Genomic DNA, 14,640 nt, shown 5'->3' on the forward strand with positions numbered 1-14,640 from the left:
TTATAAGCAAAAAACGTATCTTCGCTACGATGTATTTCGATGTAGTGTTTGAATGTGTTTTATAATTTATAAATCTTTTATTTAAATGAATAATTTCAAGTTAATAATAGTATTAATTGGGTTTTTAATTGTGTCGTGCAATGAAAAAAAAGACCAGTTGTTTATTAGCGCGACTTCTCAAAAAACAGGACTTAACTTTAAAAACACCATTACTGAAACCAACGATTTAAACATTCTTGATTACATCTATTTTTACAACGGTGGCGGTGTTGCTATTGGCGATATAAATAACGATAGTTTACCAGATATTTTCTTTTCTGGAAATCAAGTAAAGAATAAACTGTACCTAAATAAAGGGAATTTACAATTTGAAGATATTACAGACAAAGCCAAAGTTGGTGGAAACAGCACTTGGAATACAGGTGCTATTATGGGCGATGTTAATGGCGATGGACTTTTAGATATTTACGTTTGTGCTGTTGTTGGCTTAAATGGTTTTAACGGACATAACGAACTATACATAAATAACGGCGACAAAACATTTACCGAAAGTGCTAAACAATATATTTTAGATTATGATTCTTACAGTTCTTCGGCAGCGTTTTTAGATTACGATTTAGATGGCGACTTGGATCTTTACCTTTTAAACCACGCAGTGCATACGGATGACTCTTATAAAGGTGTTCATTTACGCCAAAAAAGAAATTTTAAAACAGGCGATAAATTGCTGAGAAATGATGGTGGAACGTTTACCAACGTAAGCGAAATAGCTGGTATTATTGGCAGTATTAGCGGTTACGGATTAGGGGTTACTATTGCAGATTTTAATCAAGATGCATATCCAGATATTTATGTAGGAAATGATTTTTATGAAGATGATTATTATTATATAAATAATGGTGACGGTACATTTACTGAAAAATTAAGAGACTATTTTGGGCATGCGAGTAGATTTTCTATGGGAAATGATGCCGCAGATATAAACCATGATGGTTGGCCAGATATTATGACTTTAGATATGCTTCCTGAAGATGAAGTGGTTTTAAAATCTTCGCAAGGCGATGATAACGTGCAAACCCAAAGCGTAAGGAAACTTATGTTTGGTTATCACTATCAATTCACCAGAAATATGTTGCATATTAATCAGCAAAACTCAAACTATTTAGAAACTGGACTATTGAGTGGAGTTGCGGCTACCGACTGGAGTTGGAGTTGCCTTTTTGCAGATTATAATCAAGATGGTGAACAAGATATTTTTATAACCAATGGCATTTTAAAAAGACCAAATGATTTAGATTTTACAAACTTTTTTTCAAATGCTAAAATTCAAAATAATATAAATGATTCTAAATTGATGAATCAAGAATCACTTGATGCGATGCCTTCTGGTAAAGTTAGCAATTACATGTTTAAAGGCAGCAAAAATTTGATGTTTGAAGATGTCTCTGAACAATGGATTCCTAACGAAAAACTCGTTTCTGGAGCAACAGCTTTAGGCGATTTAGATAATGATGGCGATTTAGATATTGTAGTTAGTAATCTTAATGAAAAAGTTTCGCTTTACGTTAATCAAACCAATAATAAACCAACAAATAAAACCAGTTACCTTAAACTGAAATTTAATTATGAAAAGCCAAACCCTTTCGGAATTGGCACCAAAGTTTTTGCGTATAATCAAGATAAGCTTCAATATAAAGAACTATACACCGCACGAGGGTTTCAATCGTCATCAGAACCTATCATTCATTTTGGTTTTGGAGATATTCGAACTATTGATTCTCTTAAAATAATATGGCCAAATAAAACCTACCAAACTATAAAAAACGTTGCCTTAAACAAAACGTTGACCATAAAACCTAGTGACACAAAACCATTTAACTATAATTCTCTACTAAAAAAATCAAAAAAACTCTTTAAAAAAATAGATAATAATTTAGGTGTTGATTTTACACATGTTGAAGACAAATATCTCGACTTTAACAGGCAAAAACTTATTCCGTATCGTGTTTCAGATCGTGGGCCAGCAGTTGTAATTGGAGATTTGAATAATGATGGAAAAGATGATATTTACTTTGGTGGTTCAAAACAAAAAGCATCAAAAGTGTTTTTTCAAACCGACACTACTTTTATCGAAAACAGAATAAGTAGTTTTGCAAACGATTCCATAAAAGAAGATGTCGAGGCTATTATTGCAGACTTTAATAACGATGGTAAAAATGATGTAATTGTTGGTTCTGGTGGTGCAGATTATTCTAATAAAGCCAAACCACTACTCGATAGTTATTTTATTCAAACTAATAAAGATTTTAAAAGCGAAAAGTTTCCAGAGTTTTACGAAAATGCTTCGGTAATTGTTGCAAATGATTTTGATAACGATAATGATTTAGATATTTTTATAGGTAGTAACTCCGTGTCAAATGATTTTGGAAATATTCCCAACTCGTATATTTTAAAAAATGATAATGGAAATTTTTCGATATTAGAAAATGAAGCATTGCAAAATGCTGGCATGGTTACAGATGCTATTTGGGACGATTTTAATAAAGACGGACAAGTTGATTTAATTGTTGTTGGTGAATGGATGGCTCCAAAATTCTTCAAAAATAACAATAGTGTTTTTACTGAAGAAAACCTTCTTGATTCAAAATTAAAAGGACTTTGGAGAAACATTGAGCCTTTTGATATTGATAACGATGGTGATACAGATTATCTTTTAGGAAATTGGGGAACGAATTCGAAATTTAGAGCGTCATCAGAACATCCAATGCGCATGTATCATTCCGATTTTGATGGAAACGGACGTACAGAAACCATAGTTTGCTCCTACAAAAATGGAGCATATTATCCATTACTTGGGTTAGATGAACTTGCAGGTCAAATGGTGAATTTGCATAAAATTTTTACAGCATATAAAGATTTTGCAGGAAAGCCAATTGAAGCTATTTTAAGTAAAAAACTACTTGAAAAAGCAACAGTTTTAGAAGTTGATGAGCTTCGTTCTGGGTATCTTAAAAATGAGAACAATCGTTTTACATTCGTGCCTTTTAAAAACGAATTGCAAGTATCTCCTATTACCTCTTTTTTAAGTTTTGATTTTGATTCTGATGGTAAAGATGAAGTATTGGCTGCAGGAAATTATTTTGGCGTTACACCCTTTCATGGTAAGTTCGACTCTTTTCCTGGAGCGCTCATAAAAAATGAAAATGATATTATTTTAGGTAATAAAATTGGACTCGATTTTAGCGATAAAGCCATTAAGAAGTTAAGCATTATTCATTTGAATAAAAAACCATATTTATTAACAACAATAAACAACGACAAAGTTCAGATTTACAAACTTATAAAGTAATTTTTTTTATATGAAATTAAAAAAAATATCATTCTTACTGATTTCAATAGGGCTAATTGTGGTGTCTTGTCAAGAAAATTCAAAACCAATTGTTATAACACCTAACGATTTTCATGCATCGGTTGATAAGGTTATAGAAATTATGGTACACGATATTTTTTCACCACCAGTGGCAAGCCGAATTTTTGCCTACCCTAATATTGCAGCTTATGAAATAGTCGCTCAAAATGACACCTCTTATAATTCATTAAAAGGACAAATAAATCATTTAAAAAGTATTCCTAAATCAGATAAAGCAAAAAACATCAATTATCAATTAGCAGCTTTAATCGCTCATATAGATGTAAGCAAACGGTTAATTTTTTCTGAAAAACTTATTAAAACCTTTCGAGATAGCTTATACCAAGTTTGGGAATCTAAAAACAAATTGGAATTTGAAGCTTCAAAAGATTACGGGCTTCAGGTCGCTAATTTTATAGGAGATTGGATGAATGGAGATAATTACAGTCAAACACGAACCATGTCAAAATTCGATATTGATCCAGAAAATGAAGAACGATGGCAACCTACACCGCCTTCGTATATGGATGGTTTAGAACCACATTGGAGTAAAATACGCCCATTTATTATAGATTCTTCGGCTCAATTTAAGCCTGTTCCTCCACCTATATTTTCAATGGAAAAAGATTCAGATTTTTACAAAGAGCTTAAAGAAGTTTATGATATTAGCAACCAAATAACTGAAGATGGCGATGAATCTGAAGAAGTATCAATAGCTCGTTTTTGGGATTGCAATCCGTATGTTTCGGTTACACGTGGGCATTTAATGTTTGCTGTAAAAAAAATAACACCAGGTGCACATTGGATTGGTATTACCAAAATTGCATGCAAAACTGAAAATGCTGATTTCAATCGAACTATTTTTGCCTATACCAAAACGTCTATTGCCATTGCTGATGCGTTTATTAGCTGTTGGGACGAAAAATACCGAAGCAATCTAGTAAGACCAGAAACACTTATAAACAAGTATTTAGATGACGATTGGAAACCCATATTGCAAACACCTCCATTTCCTGAATACACAAGCGGACATTCAGTAGTCTCTGGTGCTGCATCAACTGTATTAACTAATATTTTTGGAGATAACTTTAATTTTTTAGATGATACTGAAACAATATATGGCTTACCAATACGACCATTCTCTTCATTTAATGCCGCCGCTCAAGAAGCAGCAATAAGTAGAATGTATGGCGGTATTCATTATCGAGCGGCAGTCGAAATAGGCATAGGTCAAGGTATAAAAGTTGGCGATTTAGTGAACGAACGTCTGCAAATGAAAAACTAGAGTCATTTCGTTTTGTTGCCTATATAATTATTTCGAAAACTTATGTTTCTGAATAAGAATTCACAAGAATTTAACATCTAAAAATTGTATCTTCGCAACTTTGCATTTCTATGAGCAATTTCGAAGAATTTATTGAAGTAAAAGGCGCACGAGTACACAATCTTAAAAACATAGATGTGTCTATCCCTCGTGAAAAACTGGTAGTCATTACGGGTTTATCTGGTAGCGGAAAATCTTCTTTAGCTTTCGATACCATTTATGCTGAAGGGCAACGTCGATACATTGAAACTTTTTCGGCTTATGCAAGACAATTTTTAGGCGGATTAGAGCGACCAGATGTCGATAAAATTGACGGACTCTCACCAGTAATAGCCATAGAACAAAAAACAACCAGCAAGTCACCACGCTCTACCGTTGGTACAATTACCGAGATTTACGATTTTATGCGCTTACTTTTTGCTCGTGCCAGTGATGCCTATAGCTACAACACTGGCGACAAAATGATAAGCTATAGCGACGAGCAAATAAAAGAACTCATAATAAGTGATTTTAATGGAAAGCGTATTAATATATTAGCTCCCGTTGTGCGTTCTCGAAAAGGGCATTACCGTGAATTGTTCGAGCAAATTGGCAAACAAGGTTTTGTAAAAGTAAGAACCGATGGGGAAATTCGAGATATTGTGAAAGGCATGAAACTCGATAGATACAAAACCCACGACATCGAAATTGTTATTGATAGACTAGTAATTGATGATACGGCAGATAACGATAAACGTCTCACAGAAACCATAAATACAGCCATGTATCATGGTGACGATGTCTTGTTGGTAATTGACCAAGACACTCAAGAAACACGATATTTTAGTCGGAATTTAATGTGTCCTACTTCTGGAATTTCATACCCGAATCCAGAACCCAATAATTTTTCATTCAATTCGCCAAAAGGTGCCTGTTCAAACTGTAACGGTATTGGCGAGTTGTATCAAGTCAATGAAAATAAAATTATTCCAGATGAGTCGCTTTCTATAAAAGCAGGCGCATTAGCACCTCATGGTCCAGAAAAAAAATCTTGGATTTTTAAACAATTCGAAAACATTGCCCAACGTTTCGATTTTAAATTAACCGATGCTTATAAAGATATCCCTGAGGAAGCTAAACAAATGATTTTGTATGGTGGTAACGAAAAATTTTCAGTCGAAAGTAAAACTTTGGGCGTTACCCGAGATTATAAAATAGATTTTGAAGGTGTTGCCAATTTTATTGAAAATCAATACAAAACAGCTGAATCTCGGTCACTAAAACGTTGGGCAAAAGATTATATGGACAAAATTAAGTGTCCAATATGCGAAGGTTCTCGATTAAAAAAAGAGTCGCTTTATTTCAAAATAAATAATAAAAATATAGCTGAACTTGCTAATACTGATATTGTTGAATTAGCAGATTGGTTTAACAATTTACACAATCACTTATCAGAAAAGCAATTGAAAATAGGTGAAGAAGTAGTTAAAGAAATTAAATCCAGACTTCAATTTTTATTGGATGTTGGATTAAATTATTTATCACTCAATCGAAGCTCTAAATCCTTATCTGGTGGAGAAGCTCAACGCATTCGTTTGGCAACACAAATAGGCTCACAGCTAGTTGGCGTACTTTATATTTTAGACGAACCTAGTATTGGTTTACATCAACGTGATAACGAAAAGCTAATAAACTCTCTCATATCTTTACGAGATATTGGGAATTCTGTTATTGTAGTTGAACACGATAAAGATATGATAGAACGTGCCGATTATGTAATTGATATTGGTCCAAAAGCAGGAAAATATGGAGGCGAAATAATTAGTATAGGAAATCCTAACGAATTAAAAACACACGATACACTTACAGCCGATTACTTAAACGGCAATAAAGAAATTGAAATCCCCAAAAAACGCCGTAAAGGAAATGGCAAGTTTTTAGAGCTTAAAGGCTGCACAGGAAATAACTTAAAAAATGTTTCGGTAAAAATTCCTTTAGGCAAAATGATTGGTGTTACTGGTGTTTCTGGTAGCGGAAAATCCACATTAATCAACGAAACGCTCTACCCTATTTTAAACGCCTATTATTTTAATGGCGTTAAAAAACCTATGCCTTATAAAAGCATTAAAGGTTTAGAGCATATTGATAAAGTTATCGACATAAACCAATCACCCATTGGACGGACACCACGAAGTAACCCGGTTACCTATACAGGAACTTTTAGTGAAATAAGAGCCTTGTATGCTAAAATTCCAGAAGCAATGATTCGTGGCTACAAAGCTGGTCGTTTTAGCTTTAATGTTGCTGGCGGACGTTGCGAAACTTGTAAAGGTGGTGGATTACGAGTAATAGAAATGAACTTTCTTCCAGATGTTTATGTTGAATGTGAAACATGTCAAGGTAAGCGCTTTAATCGCGAAACCCTAGAAATTCGTTATAAAGGAAAGTCAATTAGTGATGTATTGAATATGACGATTAATGAAGCTGTTGAGTTTTTTGAACATATCCCTAAAATATTCAACAAACTAAAAACCATAAAAGATGTTGGCTTGGGCTATATTACATTAGGACAACAAAGTACAACACTCTCAGGTGGAGAAGCTCAGCGTATAAAATTAGCAACCGAATTAAGTAAACGTGATACAGGAAATACCTTTTATATTCTAGATGAACCTACTACTGGACTTCATTTTGAAGACATTAGAGTTTTAATGATTGTACTCAACAAACTTGCAAACAAAGGTAATACTGTATTAATTATTGAACATAATTTAGACGTTATTAAAACTGTCGATCATATTATAGACATAGGTTACGAAGGTGGAAAAGGTGGTGGACAAATAATTGTTGAAGGCTCTCCTGAAGATATTATAAAACATAAAAAAAGCTATACTGCTAAATTTCTTAAAAAAGAATTAACTTAGCAAGTTTGTAAAAAGATAAATGAGATTTAAAACTTTTGAAATATAAATGAGATACTTTCAAATCAAAACAAAAAAATAGCATTAAGATATGAGAAGTGAAAAACACCATAAAGGCTGGAATGAGATTAAAACAAACGATTCATGGGCTATTTTTAAAATTATGGGGGAGTTTGTTAATGGCTATGAAAAACTTAGCAAAATTGGCCCATGTGTATCTATATTTGGTTCAGCAAGAACGAAACCAGACAATAAGTATTACAAGCTAGCAGAAAGTATTGCTAAAAGTATTGTAGAATCAGGTTACGGTGTTATTACTGGTGGTGGACCAGGTATTATGGAAGCTGGTAATAAAGGAGCACATTTAGGTGGAGGAACCTCAGTTGGGTTAAATATTGACTTACCCTTCGAACAACACGACAATCCATACATAGATCCGGATAAAAGCCTAGATTTTGATTATTTCTTTGTTCGTAAAGTTATGTTTGTTAAATACTCTCAAGGTTTTGTAGTTATGCCTGGTGGTTTTGGAACTTTAGATGAATTATTTGAAGCTATAACGTTGATACAAACCCACAAAATTGAAAAATTCCCCATTATTTTAGTGGGTACAGATTTTTGGGAAGGGCTATTAGAATGGGTAAAAACAACTTTATTAAATAAATTCGAAAATATTTCTGCTAAAGATTTAGATTTAATTCACTTAGTAGATACAGAAGAAGAAATAATTGAAATATTGGATGCTTTTTATAAAGAATCAGATTTTAGTCCGAATTTTTAACAACCAAATCCTTTATACTCTAAAGACTTTACGACTAACTAAACACTATATTTTATTATATTGCAGCGCCTTACATTGTTATTAACCTTATTAATGTTATAAATAAATTGAAGTTACGTCTTTTTTTCTGCTTTACATTTTTACTTACAAGTATCATAAGTTTTAGTCAAAATAAAATTGACTTAAAAGCCGATTTTGATATTGAAAACAGAAAAATTACCATATCACAAACTATTCAATATCAAAACACATCGCAAGATGAGCTAGAATCTATTTACCTAAATGATTGGAATAATAGTTATTCAACTAAAAAAACACCACTTGCTATTCGATTTGCTGAAGAATACGACAACCAATTCCATCTCGCTAAAAATGAAGATAGAGGCTATTCAGTAATTACTTCAATAAAACAAAATAATGAGCCTTTAGTTTTTAATCAGTTAAAAAAACAAATAGACATTGTAAAAGTCGATTTAAAAACACCTTTAAAACCTGGTGAATCATATACCATACATTTAGAATATATTGTACAAATCCCTAAAGATAAATTTACAGATTATGGTATTTCTGAATCGGGAGATTTAAACTTAAGATATTGGTATATAACACCTGCAGTTTATAATGGTGAATGGCAATATTATAGCAATAAAAATTTAGACGATTTATTTATTCCAAAAGCGGATTTAAATTTTGAAATCACCTACCCACTAGGATATATTATTACTTCAGAATTAAATTCAAGTAAAATAAAGCAACTATCTAATAAACAATTAATTAAACTAAAAGGAAAAAATAGAGTTAACAATAAATTATTTTTAAGTAAAGCTTCAAATTTTGAAACTATACAGTCTGAGGAACTATCAATAATTTCAAATATAAATGATGACGGATTAGAACTTTTAGATCGGGTTCTAATAACAGAAAAAGTCACAAAATTTCTTTTTAAAAATCTAGGCAATTATCCACATGAAAAATTACTTTTAACCAATATTGATTATAATAAAGATCCTATTTATGGCTTAAATTTTCTTCCAAGTTTTATCAAGCTGTATCCAAATAATTTTCAATACGAATTAAAGCTCTTAAAAGTCGCACTTAATAATTATTTAGAAAACACACTTCTAATTAACCCAAGAAAAGAACAATGGCTAATTGATGGTTTACAAATTTATTATTTAATGAATTATGTAGAAGCCTATTACCCAGATATGAAATTTTTAGGCTCTTTAGCAGATTTTTGGGGTATCCGTTCATTTCATGCAGCAGACATGACTTTTAACGATAAATATACTTTTGCTTTTATGACGATGGCAAGAACCAACAGAGATCAGCCATTAACAATGTCAAAAGATTCCTTGTTAAAGTTTAATACCAGTATAGCTAACAAATATAAAGCAGGTGTTGGTCTTAAATATTTAGATGATTTTATTAATTCTAATATTTTGGAAACAACCATTAAATCGTTTTTAGAGGAAACAAAACTTAAACAAACATCTCCAAAAGCCTTTGAAAATTATTTAAAAACTAAAACATCAAAAAATGTTAATTGGTTTTTTAATGATTATCTAAATACGCGCGCTAAGATTGATTTTAAAATTAAAGATGTAAAAAAGACTAAGGATTCTATAACATTAACTATTAAAAATAAGAGAAATAATAGTATGCCTATTTCTTTATACACCTTAAATAATGATAGTATTGTTTCTAAATCTTGGATAGAAAATGTTACAAAAAGTAAAACCATTACCATTCCAAAAAACAATGCCAACAAGCTAGTTTTAAACTACAACCAAGTTATTCCTGAGCTTAATTTAAGAGATAATTGGAAATCGCTAAAAGGCTTTTTCTTCAACAATAAACCTTTTCAATTTAGGCTTTTTAAAGATATTGAAGACCCGAATTATAACCAAGTCTTCCTTATGCCAATAGCAGAGTTTAATAATATTTACGATGGATTTACTTTTGGTTTAAGAGCATACAACACAACATTACTTAGAAAACATTTTAATTATAAAATTGAACCACGATACGCTTTAAAATCAAAATCCTTAACGGGCTCAGCAGCTGTATCAGTTACACATTACTTACAAAATAGCAATCTATACTCCATAAATTATGGCATTAGAGGCAGTTACTCATCGTACGCAAACGATTTGTTTGTTAGAAAAATAATTCCTTCAGTTACCTTTTTATTTAGAAATGATGGTGATTTTCGTTCTAATAAAAGACAACGATTAAAGTTTAGATATTTAGATATTAACCGCGATGAAGATGTTAACAACATACTAAATACTACCGAACCCAATTACAATATATTTAATGTTAATTATTTAAACTCTAACGATAATTTAATAAATTTCAGTAAGTGGTCTACCGATTTACAGATTGCTAAAACATTTAGCAAAGCATCATTTAACTATGAATACAGACGCTTATTTGAAAGTAACCGACAGTTAAATTTACGATTTTACACTGGTGCTTTTTTAAGCAACAAAACAGATATTGCCTCTGATTATTTTAGTTTTGCATTAGATAGACCAACCGATTATTTATTTGATTATGGCTATTTAGGTCGATCTGAAGCTAGTGGAATATTTAGTCAGCAATATATTACTGCAGAAGGTGGCTTCAAATCTAAGCTAGAAACCCCGTTTGCTAATCAATGGATTAGCACATTAAATGCTAGTACAACACTCTGGAAATATATTTTAGTATATGGTGACGTTGGTTTTGTTAAAAACAAATTTAATAAAGCCAATTTTGTTTACGATTCTGGAATTAGAATTAATTTAGTTACCGACTATTTTGAAATTTATTTACCCATATATTCTAATCTTGGTTGGGAAATAGGTCAACCAAATTACGACCAAAAAATAAGATTCAAGTTCACCGTAGACCCACAATCTTTATTAGGACTATTCAGAAGGCGCTGGTATTAAAATGTTAATTTATTGATTTATTTTTATTAAATATAAGTTTTTAATAAATTATTAGTAATTCGCATTAAATATTATCTGAAATTTTAAGAATTATTCAATTTGATTCTACTTGTAATAATTGCAAAAACAACAAAATTTAACTACTTTTGCAAAAGTAAAAGCCTTATAAATGCAAACAATTCCTGATTTGAAAAACAACATTTCTTTCGACGATTTTAAAGCAGAAGTTTTAAACGATTATACCATTGCTGTAAAAAGTCGAGAATGTAGTTTATTAGGTCGACGAGAAGTATTAACGGGGAAAGCAAAGTTTGGTATTTTTGGAGACGGAAAAGAGGTGCCACAATTAGCTATGGCAAAGTCCTTTTTAAAAGGAGATTGGAGGTCTGGTTATTACCGAGACCAAACTTTTATGATGGCAATAGGTGAGTTAAGCATCGAGCAATTTTTTGCTGGACTTTATGCTAATACAGATTTGGAAATAGAACCTATGTCTGCTGGCCGCCAAATGGGAGGTCATTTTACAACACATAGTTTAGATGATAATGGAAATTGGAAAGATTTAACCAAACAATATAACTCCAGTGCAGACATATCTCCTACCGCTGGTCAAATGCCACGTTTATTAGGTTTAGCACAAGCTTCAAAAATTTTCAGACAAGTAAAAGGTATTAATACTAATAAATTCTCTAATAACGGAAATGAAGTAGCATGGGGAACTATTGGTAATGCAAGTACTAGCGAAGGGTTGTTTTTTGAAACGATTAATGCTGCTGGCGTTTTGCAAGTACCTATGGTTATTAGTGTATGGGATGATGAGTATGGCATTTCTGTACATGCAAAACACCAAACTACAAAGGAAAATATTTCAGAAATATTAAAAGGATTTCAACGCGATAACGACAACAAAGGCTATGAGATATTGCGTGTAAAAGGGTGGGATTACGCAAACCTCATAGAAACCTATCAAGAAGCTTCTGCTATTGCAAGAGAAGAGCATGTTCCTGTTTTAATTCATGTAACAGAATTAACACAACCTCAAGGGCATTCAACTTCAGGGTCTCACGAACGCTACAAATCTCCTGAGCGTTTAGAATGGGAAAGTAAACAAGATTGCAATTTAAAAATGCGAGAGTGGATTATTGAAAGCGGTATCGCAACCAACGAAACACTTACAGAAATTGAACGCAATTTAAAAAAGGAAGTAAGAGAAGCAAAAAAGAAAGCATGGTTAACTTTTTTAAGACCAATTAAAAAAGAACAACAAGAGCTAATTTCCATTTTAAATAATTTAGCTTCTACTAGCGTAAATGGTATTTTTATTAAAAAGATAGCAGAAAATTTATCTGCTATTGACGAACCTACTAGAAAAGATCTTTTATCTCAAGCAAGAAAATCGCTAAGGCTTACCCTAGGTGAAACCAATGACACTAAACAACAACTTGCAAATTGGATAAATAATATATTTGAAAAAGCACAGCCAAAATTTAGCTCACATTTATATTCTGAAACCGAAAAATCTACACGCCTTATAGATGAAGTAAAGCCAAGTTATGACGATGATGCTATTCAAGTAGATGGTCGCATAATTTTACGAGATAACTTTGATACCATTTTTAGCACCTACCCAGAAGCTCTTATTTTTGGAGAAGATACAGGTAACATTGGCGATGTAAATCAAGGTTTAGAAGGCTTACAAGAAAAGTATGGTGAACTTCGAGTTGCTGATACTGGAATTCGAGAAGCTACCATTGTTGGTCAAGGTATTGGTATGGCACTACGTGGTTTACGCCCTATTGCCGAAATTCAGTATTTAGATTATATTATGTATGCCTTACAAATTATTAGCGATGATTTGGCTACAACACATTACAGAACAAGAGGAAAGCAAAAAGCTCCTTTAATTTTAAGAACACGCGGACACAGACTAGAAGGCATATGGCATTCGGGTTCGCAAATGGGTGGCATACTTAATTTAGTTCGTGGTATTCATGTTTTAGTACCAAGAAACATGACTAAGGCTGCTGGTTTTTATAATACACTTTTGCAAGGAGATGATCCAGCATTAGTAGTTGAATGTCTTAACGGATATCGATTAAAAGAAAAAAAGCCTAACAATTTAAGCGACATAAAAACGCCTATTGGTGTAGTTGAAACCATAAAAACGGGTACAGATATTACATTAGTTTCTTATGGATCTACGCTTCGTATTGTTGAAGAAACTGCAAAAGAATTACTATCGGTTGGGATTGACGCTGAAGTAATTGATGTACAATCCCTATTGCCTTTCGATATAAATCACGATATCGTTAAAAGCATATCCAAAACCAATCGTGTTATAGTTGTAGATGAAGATGTTCCTGGTGGTGCTTCAGCCTATATTTTAAACGAAATACTAAATACTCAAAATGCATATCAGTATTTAGATGGCCAACCAAAAACTTTAACAGCAAAATCACACAGACCAGCTTATGGTAACGATGGTGATTATTTCTCAAAACCGTCAGCAGAAGATATTTTTGAAGCGGTTTATGATGTTATGCATGAAGCAAACCCTGAAGATTATCCAAAACTGAGATAAGTAAAAACATAATAGGTATTAAATTTCTTTTTCATAGCAGAAAGGTTTTTATTTATCTTAAATCTAAATTCACTTAAAAATTCAATAACTTGTCATTTTGAAAGAGCGATAAGAAACCTCATGAAATTAAATCTCATAATCATGAAAAATAAATGAAAGCCGTTTCAGTAACAGTTATAAAAAAAGAATTACAGCATCAATCTTCTGATGAACTAATGGAACTTTGTTTGCGGTTATCGCGTTTTAAAAAAGAAAACAAAGAGCTACTCACCTATTTATTGTTTGAATCTTCAGATGAAAACAACTATATAGAATCGGTTAAAAACTATATTGATGATGAGTTTGAACTTATAAACATAAAAAGTTATTTTTATATTAGAAAAAGTGTCCGAAAAATTTTAAAAAACATAAAAAAGTACGTTCGTTATTCGCAAAAAAAAGAAACAGAAGTCGAGCTACTACTCTACTTTTGTCAGAAACTAAAAGGTTTTTCACCTAGCATAAAATATAGCACACAATTACAAAATACATATAACCGGCAAGTTATTTTAACAAAAAAGATTATTACCACATTACATGAAGATTTGCAATACGATTATAATTTGATGCTTGAAGATTTATAACTTGTTAAAACTTTATATTTTAAAATGATAAAGCTCAAGTTGGTTTAAAAAAGACTTCGAGTAAAATTGTTTAAATATCCAAA

The 14,640-nt window shown here is 31.8% G+C and carries 7 protein-coding genes; all 7 read left to right on the forward strand.

Going from position 1 to position 14,640, the window contains the following annotated elements; translation table 11 throughout:
- Positions 1–85 precede the first annotated feature (85 nt).
- The 7 genes from AADI82_RS08685 (at position 86) to AADI82_RS08715 (ending at position 14,557) form a co-directional block, all read left to right on the forward strand.
- Entirely contained in the window at positions 86–3,349 is a 3,264-nt protein-coding gene (locus AADI82_RS08685) for a VCBS repeat-containing protein (protein WP_341216052.1), read from the forward strand.
- Positions 3,350–3,359: 10 nt separating this feature from the next.
- Positions 3,360–4,694 (forward strand): vanadium-dependent haloperoxidase, encoded by a 1,335-nt coding sequence (locus tag AADI82_RS08690; protein WP_341216053.1) that lies wholly within the window; start codon positions 3,360–3,362, stop codon positions 4,692–4,694.
- A 110-nt stretch (positions 4,695–4,804) separates the two neighbouring features.
- Entirely contained in the window at positions 4,805–7,636 is a 2,832-nt protein-coding gene (gene uvrA / locus AADI82_RS08695) for an excinuclease ABC subunit UvrA (RefSeq protein WP_341216054.1), read from the forward strand.
- 88 nt (positions 7,637–7,724) lie between these two features.
- Complete coding sequence (locus tag AADI82_RS08700) at positions 7,725–8,414, forward strand: TIGR00730 family Rossman fold protein (RefSeq protein ID WP_341216055.1); 690 nt, start codon at positions 7,725–7,727, stop codon at positions 8,412–8,414.
- 107 nt (positions 8,415–8,521) lie between these two features.
- Entirely contained in the window at positions 8,522–11,353 is a 2,832-nt protein-coding gene (locus AADI82_RS08705) for a metalloprotease (protein ID WP_341216056.1), read from the forward strand.
- Positions 11,354–11,522: 169 nt separating this feature from the next.
- Complete coding sequence (locus tag AADI82_RS08710; RefSeq protein ID WP_341216057.1) at positions 11,523–13,934, forward strand: thiamine pyrophosphate-dependent enzyme; 2,412 nt, start codon at positions 11,523–11,525, stop codon at positions 13,932–13,934.
- A gap of 152 nt (positions 13,935–14,086) precedes the next feature.
- Positions 14,087–14,557 carry a hypothetical protein gene (locus AADI82_RS08715; protein WP_341216058.1) on the forward strand — a complete coding sequence of 157 codons (471 nt, stop codon included), beginning with the start codon at positions 14,087–14,089 and terminating at the stop codon, positions 14,555–14,557.
- Positions 14,558–14,640 lie beyond the last annotated feature (83 nt).

Source organism: uncultured Wocania sp. (genome assembly GCF_964021735.1).
Lineage (GTDB): Bacteria > Bacteroidota > Bacteroidia > Flavobacteriales > Flavobacteriaceae > Wocania_A.

Coding starts and splice junctions, on each gene's coding strand:
- AADI82_RS08685 (WP_341216052.1), top strand. CDS start 86: ATGAATAATTTCAAGTTAATAATAGTATTAATTGGGTTTTTAATTGTG.
- AADI82_RS08690 (WP_341216053.1), top strand. CDS start 3,360: ATGAAATTAAAAAAAATATCATTCTTACTGATTTCAATAGGGCTAATT.
- uvrA (WP_341216054.1), top strand. CDS start 4,805: ATGAGCAATTTCGAAGAATTTATTGAAGTAAAAGGCGCACGAGTACAC.
- AADI82_RS08700 (WP_341216055.1), top strand. CDS start 7,725: ATGAGAAGTGAAAAACACCATAAAGGCTGGAATGAGATTAAAACAAAC.
- AADI82_RS08710 (WP_341216057.1), top strand. CDS start 11,523: ATGCAAACAATTCCTGATTTGAAAAACAACATTTCTTTCGACGATTTT.
- AADI82_RS08715 (WP_341216058.1), top strand. CDS start 14,087: ATGAAAGCCGTTTCAGTAACAGTTATAAAAAAAGAATTACAGCATCAA.